24 protein-coding genes and 2 pseudogenes are annotated in these 26,185 nt (G+C 37.8%); 19 read left to right on the top strand and 7 right to left on the bottom strand.

All coding sequences use genetic code 11. The features are described 5' to 3' along the window. Positions 1–58: 58 nt before the first annotated feature. The 4 genes from CSV73_RS06910 to CSV73_RS06895 all read left to right on the top strand — a co-directional run bounded on the left by CSV73_RS06910 (position 59) and on the right by CSV73_RS06895 (position 3,744). Positions 59–865, top strand: a complete 807-nt coding sequence (locus CSV73_RS06910; RefSeq protein ID WP_158232302.1) for a conserved phage C-terminal domain-containing protein — start codon at positions 59–61, stop codon at positions 863–865. Continuing rightward, the gene (locus tag CSV73_RS06905; RefSeq protein ID WP_158232301.1) at positions 846–2,126 is read left to right on the top strand and encodes a replicative DNA helicase; all 1,281 of its coding nucleotides are present in this window, start codon (positions 846–848) and stop codon (positions 2,124–2,126) included. The genes CSV73_RS06910 and CSV73_RS06905 overlap by 20 nt, the downstream gene beginning before the upstream one ends. Beyond that, the gene (locus tag CSV73_RS06900) at positions 2,123–2,593 is read left to right on the top strand and encodes a hypothetical protein (protein ID WP_099626996.1); all 471 of its coding nucleotides are present in this window, start codon (positions 2,123–2,125) and stop codon (positions 2,591–2,593) included. Before CSV73_RS06905 ends, CSV73_RS06900 begins: the two co-directional genes overlap by 4 nt. 254 nt (positions 2,594–2,847) lie before the next feature. Next, the gene (locus CSV73_RS06895; protein ID WP_099626995.1) at positions 2,848–3,744 is read left to right on the top strand and encodes an AEC family transporter; all 897 of its coding nucleotides are present in this window, start codon (positions 2,848–2,850) and stop codon (positions 3,742–3,744) included. Positions 3,745–3,892: 148 nt separating this feature from the next. On the opposite strand, the gene CSV73_RS06890 is transcribed toward CSV73_RS06895, so the two are convergent. After that, on the bottom strand, positions 3,893–5,227 hold the full coding sequence (locus CSV73_RS06890) for an ATP-binding protein (protein WP_099626994.1): 1,335 nt from the start codon (positions 5,225–5,227) through the stop codon (positions 3,893–3,895). Positions 5,228–5,477: 250 nt separating this feature from the next. On the opposite strand from CSV73_RS06890, the gene sda (CSV73_RS06885) reads away from it, so the two are divergent. Beyond that, on the top strand, positions 5,478–5,594 hold the full coding sequence (gene sda / locus CSV73_RS06885) for a sporulation histidine kinase inhibitor Sda (protein WP_099626993.1): 117 nt from the start codon (positions 5,478–5,480) through the stop codon (positions 5,592–5,594). A 192-nt stretch (positions 5,595–5,786) separates the two neighbouring features. Here the strand turns inward: sda (CSV73_RS06885) and CSV73_RS06880 are convergent, their stop codons facing one another. Together CSV73_RS06880 and CSV73_RS06875 are read right to left on the bottom strand one after the other, a co-directional pair. Then, entirely contained in the window at positions 5,787–6,170 is a 384-nt protein-coding gene (locus CSV73_RS06880; protein ID WP_099626992.1) for a VOC family protein, read from the bottom strand. A gap of 320 nt (positions 6,171–6,490) precedes the next feature. After that, on the bottom strand, positions 6,491–7,393 hold the full coding sequence (locus tag CSV73_RS06875; protein WP_099626991.1) for a LysR family transcriptional regulator: 903 nt from the start codon (positions 7,391–7,393) through the stop codon (positions 6,491–6,493). Between the two features lie 184 nt (positions 7,394–7,577). Between CSV73_RS06875 and CSV73_RS06870 the strand changes: the two genes are divergently transcribed. From CSV73_RS06870 to CSV73_RS06830, 9 genes are all read left to right on the top strand, one after another. Then, positions 7,578–8,576, top strand: a complete 999-nt coding sequence (locus CSV73_RS06870; RefSeq protein WP_158232300.1) for a Bug family tripartite tricarboxylate transporter substrate binding protein — start codon at positions 7,578–7,580, stop codon at positions 8,574–8,576. Between the two features lie 29 nt (positions 8,577–8,605). Next, positions 8,606–9,049, top strand: coding sequence for a tripartite tricarboxylate transporter TctB family protein (locus CSV73_RS06865; protein ID WP_158232299.1), 444 nt, complete (start codon positions 8,606–8,608; stop codon positions 9,047–9,049). Positions 9,050–9,071: 22 nt separating this feature from the next. Beyond that, a complete protein-coding gene (locus tag CSV73_RS06860; protein ID WP_099626988.1) occupies positions 9,072–10,577 on the top strand; it encodes a tripartite tricarboxylate transporter permease in 1,506 nt (501 codons plus the stop codon). Continuing rightward, positions 10,578–11,747, top strand: coding sequence for a M20 family metallopeptidase (locus tag CSV73_RS06855; RefSeq protein ID WP_099626987.1), 1,170 nt, complete (start codon positions 10,578–10,580; stop codon positions 11,745–11,747). It begins immediately after the preceding gene. Between the two features lie 255 nt (positions 11,748–12,002). Then, complete coding sequence (locus CSV73_RS06850; RefSeq protein ID WP_099626986.1) at positions 12,003–12,866, top strand: YitT family protein; 864 nt, start codon at positions 12,003–12,005, stop codon at positions 12,864–12,866. A 96-nt stretch (positions 12,867–12,962) separates the two neighbouring features. Further along, positions 12,963–13,079, top strand: coding sequence for a sporulation histidine kinase inhibitor Sda (sda, locus tag CSV73_RS06845; protein ID WP_099626985.1), 117 nt, complete (start codon positions 12,963–12,965; stop codon positions 13,077–13,079). 429 nt (positions 13,080–13,508) lie between these two features. Next, positions 13,509–13,739, top strand: coding sequence for a hypothetical protein (locus CSV73_RS06840; RefSeq protein WP_099626984.1), 231 nt, complete (start codon positions 13,509–13,511; stop codon positions 13,737–13,739). A 285-nt stretch (positions 13,740–14,024) separates the two neighbouring features. Next, entirely contained in the window at positions 14,025–14,819 is a 795-nt protein-coding gene (locus tag CSV73_RS06835; RefSeq protein WP_099626983.1) for a DUF7225 domain-containing protein, read from the top strand. A 361-nt stretch (positions 14,820–15,180) separates the two neighbouring features. Then, the gene (locus tag CSV73_RS06830; RefSeq protein ID WP_099626982.1) at positions 15,181–16,113 is read left to right on the top strand and encodes a magnesium transporter CorA family protein; all 933 of its coding nucleotides are present in this window, start codon (positions 15,181–15,183) and stop codon (positions 16,111–16,113) included. 85 nt (positions 16,114–16,198) lie between these two features. Here CSV73_RS06830 and CSV73_RS06825 read toward each other — a convergent pair. Continuing rightward, positions 16,199–16,825 (bottom strand): annotated as a pseudogene (locus CSV73_RS06825) (isocitrate/isopropylmalate family dehydrogenase); the annotation flags it as partial. A 563-nt stretch (positions 16,826–17,388) separates the two neighbouring features. Beyond that, a complete protein-coding gene (locus tag CSV73_RS06820) occupies positions 17,389–17,667 on the bottom strand; it encodes a DUF3892 domain-containing protein (RefSeq protein WP_199092981.1) in 279 nt (92 codons plus the stop codon). A gap of 837 nt (positions 17,668–18,504) precedes the next feature. Here CSV73_RS06820 and CSV73_RS06815 point away from each other — a divergent pair. From CSV73_RS06815 to CSV73_RS06805, 3 genes are all read left to right on the top strand, one after another. After that, entirely contained in the window at positions 18,505–19,149 is a 645-nt protein-coding gene (locus CSV73_RS06815) for a PBECR4 domain-containing protein (protein WP_099626981.1), read from the top strand. 421 nt (positions 19,150–19,570) lie between these two features. Beyond that, positions 19,571–21,175 carry an ATP-dependent nuclease gene (locus CSV73_RS06810; protein WP_099626980.1) on the top strand — a complete coding sequence of 535 codons (1,605 nt, stop codon included), beginning with the start codon at positions 19,571–19,573 and terminating at the stop codon, positions 21,173–21,175. Continuing rightward, on the top strand, positions 21,162–22,250 hold the full coding sequence (locus CSV73_RS06805) for a UvrD-helicase domain-containing protein (RefSeq protein WP_099626979.1): 1,089 nt from the start codon (positions 21,162–21,164) through the stop codon (positions 22,248–22,250). Before CSV73_RS06810 ends, CSV73_RS06805 begins: the two co-directional genes overlap by 14 nt. A gap of 126 nt (positions 22,251–22,376) precedes the next feature. On the opposite strand, the pseudogene CSV73_RS06800 reads toward CSV73_RS06805, so the two are convergent. Together CSV73_RS06800 and CSV73_RS06795 are read right to left on the bottom strand one after the other, a co-directional pair. Beyond that, positions 22,377–22,992: pseudogene (locus tag CSV73_RS06800) on the bottom strand (recombinase family protein). 635 nt (positions 22,993–23,627) lie between these two features. Beyond that, positions 23,628–23,999 carry a hypothetical protein gene (locus CSV73_RS06795; RefSeq protein ID WP_085132538.1) on the bottom strand — a complete coding sequence of 124 codons (372 nt, stop codon included), beginning with the start codon at positions 23,997–23,999 and terminating at the stop codon, positions 23,628–23,630. Between the two features lie 533 nt (positions 24,000–24,532). On the opposite strand from CSV73_RS06795, the gene CSV73_RS06790 reads away from it, so the two are divergent. Beyond that, positions 24,533–24,916, top strand: coding sequence for a DUF302 domain-containing protein (locus CSV73_RS06790; RefSeq protein WP_099626978.1), 384 nt, complete (start codon positions 24,533–24,535; stop codon positions 24,914–24,916). Positions 24,917–24,985: 69 nt separating this feature from the next. Further along, positions 24,986–26,104 carry an MBL fold metallo-hydrolase gene (locus CSV73_RS06785; RefSeq protein ID WP_099626977.1) on the top strand — a complete coding sequence of 373 codons (1,119 nt, stop codon included), beginning with the start codon at positions 24,986–24,988 and terminating at the stop codon, positions 26,102–26,104. Positions 26,105–26,185: the final 81 nt, after the last annotated feature.

Genomic DNA, 26,185 nt, shown 5'->3' with positions numbered 1-26,185 from the left:
TTCTATATGACTAATGAAAGGGCAAATCATCAAGCATCTAAACAGGAGGCGCAAAGCAATGAAACGAAAAACCCAAGATATTAAAATACCATTTTCACCACAGTTTGCAGCTATAGTGGGGACGAATGAAGCACTGTTTCTCCAGCAACTGCATTACCGATTGCAAATATCTAAAAACTATAACGAAGGCCATAGATGGGTGTATAACACGTATGAAGAGTGGACGTGTGAGTTCCCGTGTTGGAAGATGCATGTGGTAAAGAGGCTAGTGAAAAAATTGGAAACAGACCAACTGATCATTACTTCTGCATACAATAAAATGCCTATGGATCGAACGAAATGGTATCGCATTGATTACGAAAAGCTGTCACAGACGTGCGGCGAATTTGTACCCTTCGAGCAGACAGAAACGGTCGATCGAGTCGAACAAAAACCTCTGTCTGAGGAGAACATTTCACTCCCAGCAATAACCAAAGAACTTAAACAGACTACAAAGAAAAAAATATATAGTGAGAAAGATCTCGCCACTATTTCTTCTGTCATTGAGTATTTAAACGAAAAAGCGTTCAAGCGATTCAAGCATAATACGAATACGACGATGGACCTTCTCCATGAGCGTATCGAAGAAGGCTACACACTGGACGATTTCAAACTAGTGATCGATACCAAGGCGGCGCAATGGCTACATCATCCGCAATTTCGCAATTACTTGCAACCGTCCACATTATTCAAAGCAGAGAAATTTGAGAATTACTTGAATGAAGCTCCATCTGAAATGGCTCGATCGATCGGATTGGAAGCCTATGCGTCACCCATATTAGATTTTGAAAAAGGAGAGAATGCATATGAGTTACGAATTTGCTGAAAAAAGCTTACTAGGTGCGATGTTTGAAGAAAATTATTTAATTCTCGATAGCCACATGCAAGCAAGATTTTTCCAGGGGCATGTCCATCAAACGATCTACACGGTCATGCGGGAATTGGCGCAAGAAGGGAAACCGGTAGACTATATTACCGTTCTGACAAGGAGAGAGCCGAGCGAACTAGGAGGAATCAATTACGTATATGGGCTCAAACGATTTGCGAATGTCGTACGTTTTGATGAATACGAAGAGATGATCATCGACCAATGGAAAAAGCAAGAAACGGCACGGATATTACAGCAAGCGATTGAGCATGATTGGAGCACGGATGACATAGTGCATGCCCTAGAAGAACTGGATGAACTGAATAGCGGTAGAGAGGTGACTATATTATCGGACTATCTAATCACTCAATTTGAAAGACCGTTCTTGCCCGATCAAACAGAGCCTGGCATATCGACAGGACTAATTGATTTGGATAAAATCCTGAACGGCTTCCAAGACTGTGAGTACATCGTCGTCGCGGGTCGGCCATCTATGGGAAAGACGGACGTGCTCAATCACTTCGCACTGCAAGCCAGCAAAGATGGACATATGCCGATCGTCTTCTCGCTTGAAATGAATCGTAACACAATGATTGATCGAATGATCGCTTCGACAGGTGAATACAATCGATTACGAATGCGCGACCCGTATGAATATTTCACCGAACCACAAAAAGATCGATGGACACCAACGCTGAATCACTTGAACGGGGCGGGGATTCACATCAACGACAAAAGCAGTATGACAGTCAGAGAAATCAAAGCAAAAGCTCGGTATATCATCAAAACCAACCCGACGAAACGACCGATCCTATTCATCGATTACTTACAAATCATCCGTCCTGAAGGCAATGTAAACAATCAAACGGTAGCAATCGGACAAATCAGCAATGAATTAAAAGCGATGGCAAAAGAGTTCGACTGTCCCGTCGTCGTCTTATCGCAGCTATCAAGAGCGTCTGAAATGCGGCACGACAAACATCCCGTCATGAGTGACTTGCGCGATTCAGGAAATATTGAACAAGACGCCGACGTTATCGCGCTTCTCCATCGTGAAGATTATTACGAAAAAGACAAAGCGCCAACGAATCTACTGGAAATCGATATTGCCAAACACCGCAATGGACCGACCGGCACGATCACGGCCATATACAGCAAAGAAACTGGCAAGCTATATGATTACGATAAAGAGTACTACAAAAGGGGAGAAAACAGATGATCACCGTTCAAGACATGTTCGACTACGCACTAGAAATGGACTTATCACACTTAGCCCACAGCATCTACTGGGCGTTACTGAAAGACCAAGTGACATTCCAGGATGACAGTAAAAAACTACAAGCAATCGAATTCGACGAAGTGGAAATTAAGCGAATGATGGAGAAAAACGACTTGAATATCGGCAAAGTGAAATTATTTGTTATGGACGGCCCCGATGATTGGTACGCTTTTTATCTGGCAGAGCATTCATTGGATGTCTACCAACTACATGAACAATTATTTCGCGAACAACAATGCAACATTACACGAGCGGACCGATTGATGATCAACCGCATGACCTTTATGGAAACGGGTGCCGAAGAATGCCTGTATGAGCATAAGAAAGAGATCATTAATTACCCCGCATATGTGGGCCATGCAAAAGCAGGAGAGCGTGTGCTGTATCGGGTGGCGGTGGGGGCATGACTGAAGGGGAACAAGGTGTTTTAACACTTACTAAATAAAACTAATAGCATCATATGAGATTACAAATAAGAAGTTACATCTCAAAAACAAGAGCTGTAACTTCTTTTGCATGTAGTTTTCTCGTTCAATACAAATTTAAATTCCATATAAAGAGACAATTCACAAGATTACTATTAGTATTGTATCTGTAGGGTGGCTTTGTAATTCATCAAAGCGACATACATAGAAATGATAGGATCGTTAGAGGTGTAGAAATGGGATTATTTTTCACAGTTATTTTACCGATTATTTCAGTATTCATAGTAGGATTCATATTACAAAGAGTCAAAGGCTTACACATTAAATCAATTTCTTCACTTTCGATTTACATACTATCGCCTGCTCTTGTCTTTTCGTCATTATATAAGGCTGATTTTAATTCGAGTTATATGACGATCCTGATTTATATGTTTGCACTTTTTTATGCGATGGTTTTACTGAACAAGGTGATTGCGAAAATCTTTAAATGGGATAAAAAAGTAGAAAGTGCCTCTATACTGGCCACGGGTTTTATGAATTCGGGGAACTATGGTTTGCCAGTCGTGTTATTCAGTTTAGGGGAAAAAGCGCTACCTTATGCAATATTCATCATGGTGATTCAATCACTGCAAAATAATTTCTTCGGAGTATATTACGCGTCACGCAGTACGAGTGGCATAGGTCGATCCATAAAAATGGTCTTTAAAATGCCGACAACGTATGCTGCGATTTTCGCTTTCATTTTCCAGTACTTCAAGATATCCGTACCGGAATCGATCATGTCTACGACGTCCATGGTCGGAGATGCCGCGATTCCTGTGATGATGATCATGCTAGGGATGCAACTAGGATCTGTTATTAGCAAGAAGCCAAATTGGCAAGTGGTCATTTCAGGCGTAGTATTGAAAATGGTCATAGCGCCTATACTTGCTTTTGTTTTCGTACTGTTCGTAGGTATGGATCCTCTAGTAGGGACAGTCCTCATTATCATTTCAGCAATGCCTACAGCGGCCACGACGACTATGTATGCAATTGAATTTGATACCGAGCCAGAACTGGTTTCGATGATTACGTTGATTTCTACGCTGCTTAGTATTATTACGTTAAGTATTTTGTTGAATGTCATTATTTGAACGTACTAGCTGTATACAGATTTAGAAAATCCAAAGATAAAAAGAAGTTGGAGCATGAAATGGCTTCAGCTTCTTTTTCGTTTCGATCATTTAAGTGAATGTGTGAAAATATTTTTATAAAAGGGGGCATTCAACGTTTTATGCCTAGTTATGATTTCGGCAAACTAACTGTAAAGGTCGTCCCTTTTCCAACCTCAGTATTTAATAATAAGTTTCCATTATGGTCTCTAATGATTTTTTCACAGATTAACAATCCTAACCCTGTTCCATCTACTTTTGATGACATGAATGGATCCCCTATTTGACTTAGGATTTCATCAGGGATACCTGGACCATTATCGGAAACATCAATAGTAATGTGATCATGATCGTCTTTCACATGAAGCATGATGGTTCCGGTTTCCATAGCCTCCATCGCATTTTTGATTAAATTAATAAATACTTGTTTTGTTTTTAATTCATCTCCAAAAATAGTCATCTTAGTATTATCCGATTTCACATGCATATCAATGGCTTTCATATCCATATCCGATTCCATCTGAACCTTCACCACTTCGATTAATTCCGTAATATTGATCACCTTTTGATTGACTACATGTGTTTCAGCTAAGGATAAGAATTTAGATGCGGTTTGTTCTATTTCTTGTAAACCTTTATTGATACCGTCAAGTTGAGTTTGACTTGCTTCACTACGATCACCAGCAGTTAGATCCAACAATTGTAAACGACCTTGAACGACAGTAAGAGAGTTGCGAAGTTCGTGGGCTATGATAGAAGCTAATTTTCCGGTGATGTCTAATTTATCTCGACGCGTATCATGGTTTCGTAGTTCATTTTCAAACTGCAGTTGTTTTGCTATCCCTGTATAATGAACAGGCCCTTTTTTATATAAATGCGAAGGTGAGAAATCTGTATCCGTCATATGGTATTCATGGGTTTGCAAAAGTTCAATTAAGAGTGAAGCAGATAAAGATAAACCATCATATGCACACACAATGATGTAATTCTTTGCGATGTTCGCTACTCTAGAGAAAAAATCGTCAAAGTTATATTCGTGTAATGCTATAGAAGGAATTAACGTTTTTTTATTCTGAAGCCGCCATGTCGCCAATCCCCACACGCGAAGTACGCTTCCTTCTATCACATGAGAATCAAAAAAAATATTTAAATTCTTTAAAACAGCCTCGGCATTGAAACTTTCGTGCGTTTCATATGCTATTTCGGTATCAACAAAATAAATATTATCCATTTGCTCTTCCGAATAACCGGAATTTCTAAGGTTTTCTTTAACGGAAGCAAAATTTGTTGGTTGATCTACATACAGAATGATGTGATTTTTAGCCAATCCTTCCGCTACATATGAAGTAGCATGTTCTATATACTTGTTGTTGTCTGTGTATGTGTACACCACATGTCCTACTAGTAATGATTCTATGCCTTCAGTAAGTTTCGTTTTGCTATCTATATCGATTGCATGTGTCATTTTAAAACCCCCTCAATACAATGAATAATGAGTTATATTATACCATCTTTTAGTATATTCATTGTATTTTACACTAGTGCTTGGTAAAGTGATGGTGTTTGGAACCCATTGATTTGCTCTATAGCTGGAAGTGCTCTAATCAACTAAGTGAGTGCAAAAAAAATTATACTATTAATGCACGTAATGTTTTAAGTGCTTTACTATGGGGTATGGTAAGCAAAAAACTTTAATTTAAGAAAGTAGGTGCCTTATGTTAAAATTATCAAACGCAGCGTTGCTCGAAGCCTATGAGCGCACAGAGGAAATATGTGTAGAGCCAGCATTTATTGAACTGCTTGAAGAAGAAATGAAACGCCGTGGTATGTAGATGCCGTGGCGTTTTTTTGTTCAATGAAATATCCAGTTTGTTGAATCAGAATGAATCCTAACTGCATTCGGACATGTTCCAACCAACTATATTTTAGCTTCTGAACTGATCCGACAATCGCAAGCGTTTCCCATGTAAACGAATTGAAGCGAATGTAACATATAGTATGTTAACCCAACGCACTTCTATTGGTTATTGACTCTTTTCCATAACCGCAAAATAATTTTGTTCGTTATCGGCAAAGTTAAATACCCTTCCCGAAGGCATAGTTACCATTTCCCCGACTGTGATATGTTCATTAGACAAGGTGCTATGTAACTTTTCGAGATCATCTGAGAAAAACATTAAAGAAGGAGTGCCAAGATTCATTTCTGGCTGCATTTCAGCAATCATTTTCTTGTTGTGAAGGATCATACTGGTTTCAGCTTCTTTTGTTGGAGCTATTTCAATCCATCTCATTCCTTGACCGTTATCTTCATCTGAAATTACAATAAATCCAACTTTTTTTGTCCAAAAATCCACTGCCTCATCTTGATTGTGTACATATAACATAATTTGACCGATTTTATTAATCATTATTCTCTCTCCTTTTACTCTTGTATTTAGTGGATACAACTGGACATGTATAAAATCTAAGTGCCTATTTGTTGAATATCAATTAGCCACTACATATTTCAATACGTAGTATATCCACTTTTGTAGCATATAACTGAAAATAGGTTTTTCGAGGAGAATTTCAACGTTACACGTATTTTGATTCAATTAATTCCGCACCCGCATATTCTCCTTCATTATTCACTGTGTAATAGCACAATCTTTAAAAATACAACGTTAAAAGGGGAGTGTATATTCATGTTTTCTCGATACCTTTTACATACGTTTAACATAAAGGATATTTAATGAATATCCAAACCTTTTAAAATTTCTTTTGTAACTTTAATGAAATGTTCTGTTGCCGCTTTCTTTACGCTGTTTTTTGATATGACCAAATTTAATTTTGAGTGAATAATGGGATCGGATAACTCTAAAAGTGGAGGCGGATTGAATCCCTCTAATTTCGAGAAGGCTTCCGGGCAAAAAGCTATGCCCATGCCTCTTTTTACCATACTAAGCATAGGTAGTGTTTCGGTTCCCCAATAAATGACGTTAGGACTAAATCCACGAAGATGACATTCTTCCAAGATATCGTCTGAGATTCCATGACCAAAAGTTGTATGTTGCAAAAAGAACTTTTCATCTTTTAATTCTTCCAATGTAACCGATTTGTTTTTGGCCAAAGGATGAGATGGAGGGAGGGCGACTAACAATCGCTCCGATAGTAAAGCTGTTGCATGTAGATCTTCTTTATTGAACACATTACGTAATATCCCTATATCCATTTTATGGTGACGTAATTGGTCTAAAATATAAGCGGCATTCCCTTCTTTGACATGAACGGTTATAGGAATGTCATGTTCATTAAAATAATGGACTACCTCAGGAATAATAGTGAGATTAGCAATGGTTGAACAACCTATTGTGACATGGCCTCGTTGGCCTTGGTGGTGTTCGTTAATTTCTTGAGTAATTACTTCTGTAGAGGCTAATAACTCTTTCCCGCGTTCATACAACAACTCTCCAGTAGTATTAAGATGCATTCTTTTGCCAACTCTATTGAATAAATCAACGCCGAGTTCTTCCTCGAAGCTTTTAATGGATGCACTTAACGGGGGCTGAGTGATATTGAGTGCTATGGCAGCCTTTGAAATAGTTCCATACTCAACGACTGCTATAAAATATTTTAGTTTTTGAATATTCATAGTCAATAATCTCCTCTATTTATATATAGGGAAAAGGTATATAGAATACACTTTATATATATTTTACATTTATAAGATATAGATATAGTATAACACTATGTTTAAATCTTCTGAAAGCTTGATGAGGAATTCATGGCGGAAAAGGTAGAAAATTAAACTAAAAATGAAAATAAGGGGGAAATATATGATGAAAAATAGTAAAAGGTTCACCGTGCTATTCCTTACATTGGCACTTGTTATTCTTACTGCTTGTACTAAAGAGGCGGGAAATGAAAGCGCTTCAAAGGATGGTTCGGATTTCCCGAAACGTCCAATTAGTTTGGTAATACCATATGGTCCGGGAGGTAGTGCGGATGTACAAGCACGCTTGATCGGTCAATCCCTTCAAAAACAACTTGGTGAAACGGTCAATGTCGTATCTAAGCCGGGGGCAGCTGGTGCGACAGGTATGAACTCACTGAAAGGTTCTAAACCAGATGGCTATACTATTATTTTGACAGCAGTAGGACCATCAACACTGACACCAAATGCAAATGAAGTTGGATATAACGTATCGGAAGATTTTTATCCGATAGCACAGATTTCGGAAGCTCCATATGGCATAGCTGTTAATGCAAATTCCGGTATTGAATCATTGGAAGATTTATTGAAATTTGCAAAAGAGAACCCTGGTAAAGCAACTTATGGAACAACAGGAGCTGGACTTCACCAACATGTTGTTACGTCAGATTTCTTGAACCAACTCCCGGATGTGGAAATGGAGCATGTCCCGTTCGATGGAGGAGCAGAAGCAGTTAGTGCGCTACTTGGTAATCATATCACCGCGGCTGTTAATACTATTTCTGAGATTATTCCACACGCGGAAAGTAATGCACTCAAAATTCTAGCAGTGACTACAGATGAGAGATTGGAAAGCTTGCCTGACGTTCCTACATTCAAAGAATTAGGATATGAATTGGTCGGCCAAGGAGCATGGTTTGGCTTTATGGCACCTAAAGATACACCTAAAGAAATTGTAGATACGTTGGATGAGGCTATCAAAATGGCATTGGAAGATGACAAAGTTAAAGAGCAATTCGAAAATGCAGGACTTCCAATTAAATACCTAAACTCTGATGAGTTTAAAGAAAAAGTACTAGTGGAAAACGAAAAAAATGCAAAAGTAATTCAGTCGTTAAATTAAAATAACACGACATAGGTGGTATGGAATCTATGAAAAAAGAAGTTAGTGATATTTCTACAGGTATTGTTCTATTGTTGTTTTCTGTGATCGGTTATTTTTATTCAGCGAAGTTAGCAGTAGATTCTACGACTAAGTATGGACCCGATTTCTTTCCGAGATTAATATTTCTTCTATTGATGATTACAGCTGTGCTCTTACTTTTGACCGCAATTCTGAGGTTCAAACGCAGTACAGAAATAATAACGATTAGCGGAAAGATGATTTTTGGTGTTGCTTTCTTCATTCTGTTGTTAATTGGTTATATTGCGTTGTTCTTTCTTGCGGGGTTCATTATATCTACCATCATCTTCCTTTTTATTGGGCAATGGTTATTTGGAATTCGGAAGATTCCCGTTTTGATCGGAACATCTATACTATTACCTTTTGTTTTATATTTTGTGTTTACTTTCCTTTTCAAAATTCCATTACCTTAAACTTTAAAAAGGAGGGGATTATGTGTCCCCAGAAATTCTTGCAGGATTACTATTCGCTTTGGCACCAGCCGCGCTCCTTGCTAACTTAGCAGGAGTCGCACTGGGGATTGTATTTGGAGCATTGCCTGGACTTACAGCGACAATGGGTCTTGCGTTATTAATACCGCTCACCTTTGGCATACCACCTGTAGTCGCATTTAGTGCTTTATTAGGGGTATATGTTGGTGCTGTTTACGCTGGATCAATTACTGCAATCCTAGTAGGGACGCCTGGAACGGCGGCAGCAGCGGCAGCGTTGTTGGAAGGACCAGCCATGACTAAAAATGGCGAAGCAAAAAAAGCTTTGACTATGACAACAGTAGCATCTGTTATCGGTGGAATATTCAGTTGCGTGGTGCTAATCCTAGTTTCACCGCAATTAGCAAAATTCGCCCTGACATTCGGACCGCCTGAATACTTTGCTTTAGCTCTATTTGGATTATCGATAGTGGCAGGTGTTTCAGGTAAATCATTATTAAAAGGTGTGATTGCAGGTTTAATAGGCTTATTCATTGCATCTATCGGGTTAGATCCGGTAAAAGGAACAGAAAGATTTACGTTTGGCAGTGTGGATTTATTAAATGGGATTAATGTTGTACCTGCGTTGGTTGGATTATTCGCGATTTCAGAAGTTCTAACAAGGGTGGAAGGAAAGGGCGAACAGCTCAGGAGTAAAATTGGATCTACTTCTATCGGCTTGAAAATATCAGATTTAAAACGAAACTGGTTTAACTTACTTCGTTCTTCAGTGATTGGAACTTTTATAGGGATTATTCCAGCAACAGGTTCAGGTGTGGCTTCTTTCGTTGCGTACAATGAAGCGAAGCGTGCTTCGAAAGACAAAACAAAGTTTGGAAAAGGAAACGTAGATGGATTGGCTGCCACTGAATCTGCCAATAGTGCAGTAACAGGTGGAGCATTAGTACCTCTACTGACATTAGGTATTCCCGGTGATGTTATCACAGCTGTAATGCTTGGTGCATTGATGATTCAAGGGCTAACGCCAGGACCGATGCTATTTACAACAAATGCAGATGTGATTTATGGGATATTCATGGCTTTAATTGTAGCCAATATCTTCATGCTAGTATTAGGGCTTGGTGCCACTAAGATCTTCCCTAAGTTACTACGCATACCTGAAGGGATTTTAATGCCGGTGATTGTGGTTCTTTGTGTATTAGGTTCATATGCTATCGCAAATTCAATGTTTGATGTAATGATTATGCTGATTTTTGGTTTGTTGGGATATGTGATGCTAAAAGTCGAATTACCATTAGCACCTCTACTGTTAGCAATGATTCTAGCGCCTATTGCAGAAACGAATTTCAGAAGGTCTATGTTATTGTCCCAAGAAAGCTTGAGTATTTTCTTCACTAGACCAGTAAGTGCGGTCATTTTAATCATTACAATCCTCGTCTTTGGAAAAATTATATTTAATGAATTCAAAAAATATACGTTAGCAAGGAAACTAGAAAAGGAAAGTGATTGAATGATGAGCACTCAAGTAATGACAAAGCTTACCGAATATCTGGAAGAAAATGAACAAGAGGCTTTGGATTTTCTAAAGTCGATTGTGAACACCGATAGTTTTTCTTACGATAAAGTAGGAGTCAATAATGTAGCTTCGAAGATTATGGGATTGCTAGATAGCAAAGGAATTCCTTATGCAGTAAGAGAAAATGAGGAATTCGGAAACCATATAATCGCTACGATTAAAGGTTCGAAAGATGGAAAAATCTTATTGATGGGTCATATGGATACCGTTCATCCGGATGGAACGACAAAAGAAAGACCTTTCTCCGTAGAGGGGAATCTTCTACGCGGGCCTGGAGTGTCAGACATGAAAGCTGGCCTAGTTACGATGATTTATGCAGCAACAGCGCTTAAGGAGTTTGCTGCTAAGGATTTATGCGATATTGAAATCTTATTTACACCGGAAGAGGAAATCGGTTCTCCGATCTCAAGAGCAGTTATTGAAGAGAGAGCTAAAGATGCATTAGCTGTCTTCAACCTTGAAGCAGGACGCCCCGATGGTTCAGTTGTAACCGCGCGAAAAGGTTCTGCGCATCTAAAGATTGAGATAGAAGGAAAAGCTTCCCACTCTGGCGCATTCATTGAAAACGGGATTAGCGCGAATGATGAACTGGCGTTGAAAATGATTAAAATCAAAGAACTAATGAAGAATGATAAAGATGTAACCGTTAATATTGGCATCATTAAGGGTGGTGTCAGCAATAATATGGTATCGCCACATGCTACAGCTACGATCCATTCAGGATTTTGGAAAACGGAAGATTTCGATGAACTGTATAAAGGAATTGAAGAAATTGTAAATACATCCTATATTCCAGGGACGAAAAGTACCTTATCAGGTGGAGTGAGTATTTTACCGATGGAATATAACGATGGCATAGCGCATCTTTATGAAATTGTGAAAAAAAGTGCGCAAGAAATGTCACTGAATATAACTGAGCAGAAAACTAAAGGAGCTGCGGATGCAGGGTTTGCTTCATCAATTGGAATCCCTACTATATGTGCAATGGGTCCTGTGGGCGGCAACTGGCACGCGGTCGATGAGTATATGGAATTGAATACATTCCTTCCTAGAATGGAACTGTTGATGCGATCCGTGTTATCGTTTTCTAAAAGTATTGATTGATAAATCAGTGGGTAGAGATGAATAGGGTAGCGAGAATACCCTTTAATAGGTGCACTACTGTGTCTTTTCATTATTTAACCGCAACAACTAATTAACTTCTATAGAATAGTAAAGGGTAAAGAACACTTCTTGTCTTGATGCGAGAAATTCATCTAATGGTCCTCATCTAACAATAGGTGGGGACTATTTTATGTTTATAACAGTTCATCCGCATGGATCATACTAATTACATGAAGAAATAGAAAGGGTGGAGTAATGAAGCAAAGGTGGATTGATTATGTTGCCTTGGTTTTCGGCTCTTTGATTTTTGCGATTGGAATTAACTACTTTGCTATTCCTAACATGCTATCTGAAGGCGGTGTAATCGGGCTTTCCATTATCGCACATTATGTATTCAATTGGTCAACGGCAGTAGCAAGTCTTGTTTTGAATTTAGTCTTAATTTTAGTAGGGTATAAGTTTTTGGATAAAAAGGCGTTTATCTATACACTAATCACGACAGTTTTCATGTCGATATTTTTGCAACTGACCGTCAATTGGGGAGTACCATTCAGCCATGATACGTTCCTAGCTGCGCTGTTTGCGGGGGTGTTCGTTGGCGGAGGGCTTGGAATTATTTTCAGAGTCGGTGGAACCTCTGGAGGAACAACGATTTTAGCCAGACTGATGTCTCAATTACTTGGCTGGAGTGTAGGTAAATCCATACTCGTCATTGATATCGCAGTCATCTTACTCTCGGTTTACGTTATAGGAAAAGAAAAGGCTATGTATACATTAGTAGCTGTCTATGTTGGCGCCATTGTGATTGATAAAATCGTTGATGGAGCAGATGATCGAAAAGCTGTAATGATTATCTCTGATCACCAGGAAGTCATTCGACAGGAGCTACTAACTACGATGGGAAGAGGTGTCACCATCCTAGAGGGGCGTGGCGGCTACACATTGGAAAAGAAAGATATTCTATATTTGATCATCAATCAATCAGAACTCGTTCACCTCAGACGTATTTTACAGCATATAGATGAAGAAGCGTATGTCACAATCAACAACGTGCAGGAAATATTCAAAAGAGGATTTAAGCAAGAAATAGCTAAAAAACATTATTCACGCAGTAGGTAAGTATGGATAGTGTAATTGTGTGGGGACCTGGTACCTGTTCCAATGTAAGGCGTTTGGTAAGCAAACAAAGTTAATAAACAAGAAAGTAGGTGCCTTATGTTGAATTTATCAAACGCAGCGTTGCTCGAGGCCTATGAGCGTACAAAGGAAATACGTGTAGAGCCAGCATTTATTAAACTACTTGAAGAAGAAATGAAACGTCGTGGTATGTAGATGCCGTGGCGTTTTTTTGTTCAATAATTTGTCTGGTTTGTTGAGTGAAGATGAATGGTGTTTGCACTCGGACGCTTCAATCTACGCTATTTTTTCTGAACTCATCCTATAATCGCAAGCGGTTACCAAGTACACGAATAGTAGCGAATGTAACGTATAGTATGTTCATGCAAGATGCTCCTATAACCATTATCTTCATCAAATCACCATAACCCCGATTTTCTTTGTCCAAAAATCCACTGCCTTATCTTGATTGTGTCCATATAACATCTTAATTAGTAAAAGTGTATTCTGGAATAGAGATGTTAAAATAGTTTTGCATCGCTAGAGACAGAAAATTCTGGTGGTATGATGACGTTGAAAAGAAAGTACAGTAAAGTGATGGAAAGTGTGGATCATAAGAGGAAAGAATAAAAGAGAGGGGATTATATGCTGATTCTTTGGTACGCTTCATTTATTGTCTCGATGGTCACCATGGTATACGGAATTTCGCGACGTTCCTGGTTCTTCATGCTAATCAGTGCGATTACGTTCTTACCTATCTCGTATTATTTCTTAGGAATCAATAACCTCTTGAAATTTACAGGATTTACACCGGTTATTCTGTTGGATGTAGGTGTATTCTTTGTCTATTCAGAGAAAAAATCTAATGTGGTCTGATGAAGTGAACGGTAAGGAAAGAGTGATTGGATGTTAAAATCTGTGAAGTTCTCTTTGGTATTGCTTCTTTTAATCTTACTGTCTGGAAGCAGCGAATTATCGAAATACGATGATAAGGAACCGGTTATTAGAGGAATTGGCTGAGCGGAATAAAGAGGAGATGGACGTACTACTTACCGCACCTGTTCGGTAGGCAGGCCAACTATTATAGAATAGAGGAGAAAACACAGTCACTATCTACTCAACGAAAAGATGCTTACAAAAAACTAGTAGGGAGCGAATATATTGAAGATTTATGACCAGATCAAGCAAGTGCTTGAAGGAAGAGAAGGAGATATCATTACTGCAGGTGATTTGAAACATCAACTTCAATTATTGCATGGCACAAAACCGGGAAGCGTGATTCCATCAGACTTTTGCTATAACCGCTTTAATGCTGGTATTACATTTACTAAACATCTATTCGAGTATCTTACAAAGAGCACATATAAGTATCTTGGGGAAAATGTTACATACACAGGGCTAATTTATCACAAGTCGAAAAGTACACAAGAAGAAGTAGTGATTGGGGAATGGCGTGATGGAGTGAAAACCATCTATCCATCAGAAATGCAGGACAACGATACTATTAGTGCCGATCAGATTAAACATCTGTACGAAGAATATATTCGAGTGCTGCGTTTTGAGTTACATGTTTTGTCATGCCAACCAACAGAGTTACGCCATCTGATTGGAAGGATTGGAGAATTGTATTGTGCCATGATGACAAACGGACATCTCGCCCGCGAGACGAACCAGCATGGTTTCGACGTGGTGAGCCAAGGACGTATGATTAGCGTTAAAACGACTGCGCAACAGAGTAATGGTTTTATAGTATTTAATAAGAACACATTTGAGAAGTTCGATGACGTGTTCGTTGTCCACTACCGCGATGACGATTTCCACATTCTGTACTATGGATCGAAAACACCTGTTGAAGAAATTGCGCGGACTTATAAAAATACGTATGAAGTAGATTTAGGACAATTGAAAAAATTGAATTCGGGAAAAGATTACAGCTCGTTGGTAAGTACAATTTAAGACCAAGTATAGCGTGCTGATTTAATAGGTAAAAGATTGATCCTTACGCCTACTTGGATTCAATTAATGTCACTATCGCATTTACAACCTCACTTATAGAAGCACTACCAGCAAAATCAGGAGTCAAAAACAGATTTCATCACTAATAACTCTTCAATTGAATCCAACAAAAGCTTTCTATGGTCTTCAAATTCAGAGAACTCAAAGTTAATGGATTGGTGATATTGCCGGCTATTTTGAAAAGCTTTATTTAGTTGCTATGAAATAAATGGTGTGGGAGACCTGCTACCTGTTCCAACATGTTTAATTTGTTTCTAGACAAGGAAAGTTAAAGGCAACAGGAAAAGGGGGTAATCAGATAGTGGAACCTGTACGTGCAAATAAGAATTGGACATGGATCCGTATGGACGGATCCACTCAACAGGAGATTTCCGCGTTCCCGGATCTACCATCTGCTAGCAAGCGCTGGGCAATGTCGTTATCTGAACATCAAAACAGCAATCTAGAAATGGACGCGAGTGAAGAAGGACAGGAATCGATGTGGGGTTCCATCGTCTACTCCCAGAACGTTGAAATCCGCAGCGAAAAAAAGATTCTTCATTATTATCTCATGAAAGATACCCTACTGACATACGGCATGGATACGTCGTTCTTTACGGATTCTGAACAGAAAGTGCTGAAATACATGGACAAAGCAGAGGATGCCATCGAAGGATTCATGGTTCTCATCGGAGAAATCACTAGCGGGTTCCTACAAAAAATTGAATGCTTTGAAGACCAAATGCATGATGTACTGTGGAGCGTCAAAGCAAAGAATGATGAACCGGTCTTCGAACAGATTATGGATAATCGATACGAAATACTTGTTTGGAAAAATCTCGTCATTCCGTTCATGGAAATCCAAGAAGCGACAGTGGAGGCGTTCGGTGAAACCATTTTAGAAGGTCGTTTCTACAAACGGACATGTCGGCGTATCAACCGATGCCGCCAGACGATCCGGGAATACAACGAAGAAATAGGGCATCTTATTGACCTTGAATCCATCATATCCTCCCACCGAGGCAATGAAATCGTCAAGACGTTGACCGTCATCACGATGCTCTTCACACCTGTAGCGGCCTGGGGTGCCTTATGGGGAATGAACTTCGCCGTCATGCCAGAACTCAAGTGGAAATATGGCTATTTGGGAGCGCTGATCGTCATCGTTCTTTCTACGTGGGGTTTATATTACTACCTTAAAAAGAAAAACTGGATCGGCAGCGTATTGAAAAACTCGAAGGATAAGAAGTTTTAGTAGGAAAGGGTATCAGGTAGCTCTTCTAGGTGACCAATCAATAGTCTGCCAATCCAAAGAAATCAACCATTTGGCTAGCTGACTAAACCGCAACTAACGGATTCGCCATATGCTGACCGGCAATATCGGAGGCGGATCCGTGAATCGGTTCGAACATGGAAGGTACGTCTTTTCAGGATTAATATTCGCCCCAGCAGCTAGTCCCATTCTACCACCAAGTGCTGCGCCTAGATCCGTCAAAATATCACCAAATAGATTGGACGTATCAACGACTTCAAATCGTGCGGGATCTTTGATTATCAACAGTGCAGCTGCATCGACAAGATAGCTTGCGTTTTCCGCATGTGGATACTCTTGAATTATTTCTTCGAATACGTGAACCCAGAAGATCATTGAATAGTTCAACGTATTGGCTTTACTAATACTAGTCCATGTCTTTCCGAGATTTGAATCCGTTTCGAACGCATAGTGAATGATCCGTTCCGTCACTTGCCATCATTTTTCCATGCTGGAGATAGTACTCACAACCCCATGGGAAGTAGGTGAATTCGAAGGAAAGCCGACTATCTAGTTCAGCGACTCGTTTCATTACTTTGATGCCTTCGTCAATTACTTCTGGTCCAATTCCATCTCCGGCTATTACAGCTATTTTGAATGTTTCATTTGACAACTCTTTTCTATTTATGGATGTAGTCTGTGGATAGCGCCCCATCTTCAAAAGTGAATGTGTAATCTCCGCAAGAATAATCTCATAAAAAGAAGTTGCCACTCAACATATACCGCAGCTTCTTTTTCGTATGTGGTTTTCACATTATTTAAGAAGTAATTGAATATGCGTGTTTTTTGAATAAACTCTCCACATGCATATTGAGAAGCTTATTAACATGAATGAACAAGAGGCAGAAGAAGATGAATTTTAATGTATTATATGCAATGTTTGAAAAATGTTAACAATCATATAGGATATAGATATAGGTATTAGAGGATTTTCATAACTTGGAAAAATGGATTCACGTGCTAATTATGAATATATTCGAATGACCCTCCCTGACTATCCAAGAAGGATTTTGGTGAAAAAAAGTTAGGGTTTGATGAAAGTTGCATAAGGAATTTGCCTTATGGCGAGGTGCTATAACTTATAGTCAGTCATTGGAAATCAAAGAGGAATCAATTCCAACACCATGTAAATATGTTCGATCTGCAAAAAACGTCTCTTTTTTATTTCAAAAGGGAGACGTTTTATCTATAATCAATCTATTATCCAAACAAGGTTCATCATACACGTGGTAATTTTAATAAGTTATCATCGGGAGTTTCGTTTGGCGCAGAACGAACGTATTTTTGATTTCCCATTTTTGCAGCAATTAATTTAGGATTAGGGGAAATATCAACATATACATGTGAATTCGGATTTTTAATAATAAAATCATGAATGGACTCTTTAGTATAGAAACCATCATCCTTAATACCAGTTAAATAAATAGATTCAATTTCTGTAACTGCATTAGATTGTTCTTTTCCGTTATGCATTCTAATTTTAGTAGCTTTAATCATAGAAACATCTCCTTAGTATTAGATAGCTTAAAATTGTACCATTAATATGGTAATTTTGATAGTTTCCGACAGTTAATTGCAAGAAACATAGTATAGACAATGAGGTTGATTGAATTGGAATAAGGTCTAACAAGAAAGCGAAAAGTGAAGTCTGTGGAATCTAACACAATAGAAATATCTTAAAAAAAGTCTCTTTTTTATTGGCCAATTGTATAATCAAGTTAGCCACCTAAATTCAAATAAAAAAATGCCACTATCTTTTAAGTAAATATATAACGGATTACAAAAAAACTTTTGCAAAGGTAATCCAGAATGAAATAAAGATGAAGTCTTAACTTACAGCAATTGATTTAACTTTCAGTAATTGGACGGGATTGTAGGTATGATACGCTGAGATGTGGTTAAAGTAATCTCGGCTAAGGCTAGACAATTTATGATTTAAATTGAAGGACATTATTGAGAAGTCAAATGAAAAGGTAAAGTGCCGAAAGGCTTTCTATCGACGGTCTATTCGAAAACAAATTTTTAAATTTCTAAAAAAGTATAAGTATGTTAGCAGAAATTCAAAAACGTAGTGCTTGTTTTTTCTATTTAAGCGTATTATAATTAATTTGTAGCATATAATAGATACAAGTGGCATTTTAAAAATGCTATACAACACAATGGACGTTAAGTGTTGTATCCCCTTTACTCAAGGGGCTGAAAAATAATAAGAGTGCTTTACCCATCCTGCTACGGATACACATATAGTAGCATGCGTCTTATTTAAAAATTTAATATTACAAAATGACTCTGGTAGTTACTATCAGAGTCATTTTTTTATAGGAGAAAAAACATATGGCTGACTTGGTTAGTAATAAAGACGATTATGCGAATTTAAGCAGTACTCCTACTGCTGATCAATTAACTCTTAAACTGATACTGGAGTATTATGACTCTTACATAGAACCTTATAACTTTACATACAAAACAAAAAATGAAGAGAACATAATCTTAAAATGCGGTTACACGAACTTCCCACATTTAATAGGATTGCATTATGCTGCAAATGCTAAATATGGAAGAGGTCACAAGAAAGCGAAGCCATTTATGGGGTTTAACGGGTATGAAGGTGTGAAAAATGGAAGTATTACTAAACAGACAATAAAGAATATTTATCCTAAGAAAAAAGAATACTATAAAGATATGACCAAGAAGATTCGTTTTTTTTACAACCTACATAAAGTATTAGAATCTCCTTCAGCAGTCTATTACAATAAAAATAAAAATAAAAATGAAAAGAAAAAGAGCAGTGATATAGATTGTGACATACTCTTATATAAAATTATTAATAACCAATATATACATGTAGGTTTAGACGAGGAAGGAGGTAAGTACGTCCCAAAAACCTTTTTAATAGAATCAAGTCCAATATTTATTGATGGACAAACTGTTATCGAGATAGAAAAATGTGAAAAAATAAGACATAGAAGAACTAAGTAAATACATTTTAAACTTTTTCCATTAAGCCATCTTTAAGTTGTTCAGTTAAAGGGGGCGTCTGTTGTGTAAGATCATAAGCCTAATCCCTCGTTCAAGGTACATGGGATTAGGCTTTTATCTTCCCAAATCCTTAACATTTTATAATTCACATACTTGAGGTTATACCACTGGCAACCCATCGGCAACGAGTAGTAAAATCTGTGAAAATCGCTGGTAAAAACTAAGGCGGTAGTGGTACATTCTCGTGGATGTAATCACTTCTGGTATGAAGTGATAGATTGCTTGGGAAGTAATTGTTCGAGGAATGGGAATTTGTGTTAAAATCAAAATGGTATGCAAATTTCAATTGCAGGACATTTCTAAATCAAGTCTATATTCAAATTGAATAATAACAGTCTTTAAGAAGTGGGGAGTATTCAAAATGATAGAAAAAGTAATTATTAAAAACTTTAAATCGATAGAATCTTTATCTCTAAATGTTGATGAAGATATTAATATTATTGTAGGGGATAACGAGCAAGGAAAATCTACAATACTTGAAGCGATAAACTTAGCACTTACTGCATATTTGAACAAAAGAAGTATACATAATGAAATATCCCCTTTTATTTTTAATAGAAAAACTGTTAACACATATCTTAATTTTCTTCGAGATGAAAAGACAGTTGAACCTCCAAAAATTCTAATAGAAGTATACTTTCAAGAAAATGAAACCGTAGCAAGTTTGAAAGGGACAAATAACTCATTAAAAGAAGATACCTGGGGGATTAGTTTGTCAATAGAGTTGGATGAAGAGTTTACGGAAGAATACAAAGAGTACATTAAAAATCCGAATGATATTAATAATATTCCTATCGAGTATTATACGGTTAAATGGTATTCGTTTGCTTTTTCTCCATTGACGTCGCGAAGTAACCCCGTAAAATGTGTGCTTATAGATGCCACTGAAGGGAAAGCTTGGAATGGAACAGAAAGATATATTTCCAGTATTATTGGAAATACATTGGACTTAAAACAAAGAGTAGCATTGAACGTGAACTACAGAGATTTAAAAGAAAGCTTTTCTAGCATAGATGCTATAAAAGATATCAATACTAGCTTATCCAGTAAGACGGGAGAGATATCAGATAAAGGTTTAAGTATATCCTTAGATGTTTCTCAAAAGAGTGGCTGGGAGAGCCATTTAACAGCTTATTTAGATGATATACCCTTTGATTTAATCGGAAAAGGAGAACAAAATTCCATTAAATTAAAACTATCCTTAGAAACTAACTTAGAAGATGTGCATGTTATTTTAATAGAAGAGCCTGAGACTCATTTATCATATACTAACATGAGCAAATTGGTTAAGCAGATTTCTGAGAAATGCGTGGGAAAGCAATTATTAATTACTACTCACAGCACTTATGTTTTGAATAAACTCGGTTTAGATCATGTTATTTTTCTGAACGAGGGTAATACAATGACTTTAAAAGACCTTGATGAAGATACTTATAATTATTTCAAAAAGCTTCCTGGTTATGATACTCTTCGATTAATTTTAAGCGAAAAGGCTATTTTAGTAGAAGGGCCATCCGATGAATTGATAGTTCAAAAAGCATATTCACAAAAATATGGAAGACTTCCAATAGAAGATGGAGTGGATGTAATTACGATAAGAGGTCTTTCGTTTAAGCGGTATTTGGAGATTGCCGATAAATTATCAAAGAATGTTTCTATCATTACGGATAATGATGGTGATATTGAAAAGAATATAACTAAAAAATATGGTGAAAGATACTTAAACCACCCTAGTATCAGTATTAATTACGGTATTGATGAAAATTATAGAACATTAGAGCCACAGCTCGTTAAAGTAAATGGCGTGGATTTTTTGAACAAAATTTTAGACGTTGATTACTCTACTGAAGAAGCGTTAATAAAATATATGACAAGTCCAAGTAAGAAAAGCGAGTGTGCGATGCAATTATTTGATAGTGATGAAATTCTGAAGATACCGGAGTATATAGAAAATGCAATACAATAACGAAGTAATAATTGCTGCTGCCGGATCTGGAAAAACAAGTGAACTAATTTGTAAGGCAAATAAAATGTTAAATAAAAGAATTTTAATTACCACATTTACTATTGAAAATTCTGAGGAAATAAAAAGGAAGTTTTTTGAGGACTCAGGATGTACTCCTTCCAACGTGAAAATTCAGACTTGGTTTTCATTTCTATTAAGCGATGGTGTAAGGCCATATCAAAATTTTTTATATGATAAGAATAGAATTGAAAACATCGAGTTTGTCACTGGTCGATCTACGAATTATGTAAGAAAGAGTCATACTGAAAGATATTATTTTAGAGCTGGAAAATATATTTACACGGATAAAATGTGCGACTTTATCATGGAAGTTAACAGACTCTCTAATCGAGCGATTATTAAAAGGCTAGAGAGTTTGTATGACGTAATTATGATTGATGAAGTGCAAGATTTAGCTGGGTATGATTTAGATTTTCTATTTGAACTATTTAAGTCGGAAATTAAAATTGTAGTGGTAGGCGATAACCGACAAGCGGTACTTTTCACCAATCATTCAGCCAAAAATAAGAACAAAAAAGGTGAGCATATCTTTAACCTGTTTAAAGAGTGGGAAGATAAAGGGTTTTGTATAATTAGTTATAAAACAGATTGTTATAGAAGCAATCAAGAAATTTGTGATTTAGCAGATTTACTTTATCCAGAGATGCCTAAAACAAAATCTTTAAATCAGGAAGCAACAGGACATGATGGTGTATTTCTTATTACTAGCCAAGAAATTGAAAGTTATATATCAAAATATAAGCCTCAAGTATTACGATATGATAGAAAAACAAAATTTGAAGGTGAAAGTCTTCCAATGAATTTTAGAAAGTCGAAAGGCCTTACGTTTGATCGAGTTTTGATATTATGTAATGGTCCATTAAATAAATTTTTAAAATCAGGCGATTTTCAGACACATTTAAAATCGAGAGCCCCATATTACGTTGCTTTTACAAGAGCGCGACACAGTGTTTGTTTTGTAAGCAATGAAAAGAAAATAAAGAATGAGTATATTAAAAGTTACACACCTGAATAATTGGTATAGAATAGTTAAAGATTTTCAGCTATAATCAAAAAAATAACAAGAGTATAAATGAAAAAGAATGACTATTAAAGTTACTCACTGACTTTGGTAGTCCTTCTTTTTATTGAGTTTCTGCTATTATAAAGTATTTGCTATCTCTTCTTCGAGTACTTTAACCAATTTATAAAAGCTGGTCTTTTTTACTTGGGCTTCCTGCATGGCTTTCACTGCTGTTAGTTCTCCGGATTTCCACCTTTATAAACTTCTTTGAATTCCTCTGTAACAAGAACTGTTGGTCTGCCAAATCGAACACCTTTTTTAAGGCCAAATCGATTCCTTCACGCTGCCGTTTCCGGATGCGTTCTCGTTCCTCTTCAGCCATCCATGAAAGAATCTGCAGGACCAGATCTGCAATAAATGTCCCCATACTATCTTTGTATTGTGTCGTATCGAGCAATGGCATATCTAACACTACAATATCCGCTTCAATATTTTTCGTGAGGTCATTCCATTCCTGTAGGATATCTTCTTTGTTCCGACCAAACCGATCCAGCGAATGTATATACAAAATGTCGCCTTTTCGGATAATCCGTTTGAGCAATTGATAGTTTACACGTTCAAAGTTTTTTCCGCTTTGCTTATCCAAATAGATATCGCGTTCATTAATGTCTAATTTTTTCATAGCTTCCAATTGCCGACCTTCATTTTGATCTTTGCTGCTGACGCGTATGTAACCAAATTTGCGTTGTTCCATAATTCACCTCGAAAAAGATTCTTTTCTTTCATTATACCTAAAAGTTGTTCGTAAAAGTGTGTGTAAATTATTGAACGTTCATAAATATTTTTGATACGTTTATGAACATTCTTAACGCTGCTTTTGAGTCCATTTCAATATGTTCGTAAAAGTGTAGTTTTACGAACATGATAATGACAAAATTATTGAACTAGTAGAAATGAATTGAAATCCAAGGAAATGGGGTCACTTTTTTAAAGTGTCTATCATTTAGGGTTCGGTTCATTTATAGAGTAAGGATACTTTTCACTATTTAAAAATATCCTGGTCTAACACCTAATGACATAAACATAAAATCAAGCGCAAACATTTCGTGTATGTTCTCCACGAATTCTCGAGCGTCTTCGGGAGTTTTAAATGCAAATGAATCAAGACCGTGATTTACTTCTCCGCATACTGCCATATAAAGATGGAGGTAAGTCAGTCCCTCTTTTTATCCCCCGACATTAGTGAAAGGGTGGATTGAAATGAGACACTTGCCGAGTAACATAAGCATTAGATATTACTCTCTAAGTAGCTGAAGCAAGCCTTAGAAATCCAAGGTGTGAAACATAAAAAAGTTACAGTTTAAACAACGGCCGCTACTTTTTTGCGTTTTAACGTATTGGAGTCTTTTTCTCAAAATACCAATGCAACCGATACTCACAAATATTCCTTACCCAGCCAAACAAAATAACCTCATGCTGCTCCTCAATTTTTATCTGCGTTCCGAACACACCACCCTCAAACACAAACAAACTTTTGGAAGATCCACTCCACTTTGTCATCGGCATAGTAGCAATCAACTTCGCAACCTTACCTTCATCATATTCCCGAAGTGACTGGCCTTGCTTATCCGATAAATCCGTATCACGGCGATAAGGTTTCTCCATTAAATACGTATGGAAGAAAGGGGCGACCTCGTTAGGCGTCACAGGTTGATACCAATCAGATGCGCCCCTTGTTAGCATGTACTTGAGTAGAATCATCTTATAGCTTTTATTCACTAAGGTTTTATTGACTTCAATGAGTAGGTCTCTGTATTGAGTGAGTACCTCTTTCTACAAGTCACCCAGCTCACCCGCATAATCTAAAAGAATCGGATACGTCTTAAACTTCTGCTGAATGGCTTTGGCGTCTTCGTTTGCTTTTGGGAATGTTTATTTCCCGATTCTAATGGCTAAAAACTGAGAATGCGATTTATGCATTTGATATCAAACCTAAAATGCTGTCTATGTTCAAAGGAGTTGCAGTGAAAACATTTACTATGTCTAAAGTAATTTAGAAAACATTGCTTTGGGAGATAAAACAGTAAATAAAGTGATGACTGCTTTTGTCACTCATGTTAATTGTGTGGGAAGCGATTCAGACGGAAATTGGGCCTCTCCTGGAAGGATGGCGTTTTTGTTTTTCGTTATTTTCACTAAGTAGTAAAGGCTTATTTCCAGAAGAAATGTTTTGGCGGGATTAATACGGGAAGTTTAAGAAAAGAATGAGTACACAAAAGAGAGGAGCAATACAAATGTTTGATTACACAGTGGAAACAAGCAAGAGCAAGGATGAAGCGGTGAAGGATCTGGAAGCGAATCTGAAGGACGAAAAATTCGGTGTCCTCTGGAATTTCGATTTGACTGCGAAACTGCAGGAAAAAGGCACTGATTTCGATACACCATATACGATTCTTGAAGTCTGCAACCCGCAGGAAGCAAACCGCGTATTGTCCGAAGATCTGCTCGTTGGGTATTTCCTTCCATGCAAAATTGTTATCTTTGAAGAGGAGGGTACAACAAAAATAGGCATGCCGAAACCGAGTGCGCTGATAGAAATGGTTAATAACGATTCGCTGAAGGAAATTGCGGTAGATATTGAAAAAAGATTGATTCGCTGTATTGATAAGACAGTTTAAGCTAAATTTTTTTACCGTACAGTATACCTCGGGCGGTAAATAATAGTTTATGGTAAGGAGGAATTATTTATGGAAATTAAATCAGTATCACCAAAGAAAGTGGCGAATCAGGTGTTTCAGAAAGAACCGGTTTATGTGCTGGATGTACGCGGCAAAGACGAAGCGGCTGACTGGCAGATTGAAGGAGATCAAGTCAAATACGTCAACATCCCTTTCAGGGAGCTGAGTGATCCCAATTCAACGAGTCTGGAGGATTTGCCGAAAGACCAGAATGTGTATACAGTCTGTGCAAGAGGGAACACTTCCCAAAAAGCGGCTTCCTATTTGCAAGAACAGGGCTTTGACAATGTCTACTCGATTGAAGGCGGCATGGCAGCCTGGAGTGAACAGCTGGAAGCAGTCAAAATTGGTGAATTGCCCGGAGGCGCTCTTTATCAATTCGTGCGACTTGGTAAAGGATGCTTATCCTATATGGTCGAATCCGACGGGGAAGCGGCAATTATTGACGCTAGTCGGATGACAGAAACCTACGAAGAGTTTGCGCGGGGAAAAGGTCTGAAGATAACACATGTCATTGATACGCATTTGCATGCGGACCATATTTCAGGCGGTAAAAAACTGGCGGACTCAGCGGATGCTACCTATTACTTGCCGCCAGATGATGCGGATGAAGTTGTTTTTAAATTTGAACCAGTCACTGACGGCATGAAACTTCAAGTCGGTAGCGCAGAGATCGAAGCTGTATACTCTCCGGGGCATACAATAGGCAGCACGACATTTGTGGTCGATGATCAGTACTTGCTCACGGGTGACATTCTGTTTGTAGAATCCATCGGCCGCCCAGATCTTGCCGGTAAAGCGGGCGACTGGGCAGAAGATCTGTACGAAACCCTCTACAGCCGCTACAAAAAAATGGCTGATGATTTGCTTGTGCTTCCGGCTCATTACTCGGATGTCAGTGAGCTCAATGAAGACGCCAGTGTTTCAGCGAAACTGTCTGTTCTTTATCAGAACAATGAAGGCCTGCAGATAAAAGATGAAGAAAAGTTTATCAAGCGGGTAACGGAAGGTCTGAAAGATCAGCCGAATGCATATGAAGAAATCCGACAGACAAATATGGGCAAGATTAATCCACCGCCTGAAGAAGCGAAGGAAATGGAGACGGGCCCGAACAACTGCGCAGTATAGAGGGATTTAAATGATTTAGACAGATAAATCATTTGATGCAAAAGGACTTGCTTGCCCAATGCCGATCGCAAACACACCGTT

Origin of the sequence: Sporosarcina sp. P1 (assembly GCF_002743155.1) — a bacterium.
Taxonomy (GTDB): Bacteria; Bacillota; Bacilli; order Bacillales_A; family Planococcaceae; genus Sporosarcina; species Sporosarcina ureae_B.
Note: the sequence above shows the minus strand (reverse complement) of the source record. Positions and strands in the feature narration are given on the sequence as shown.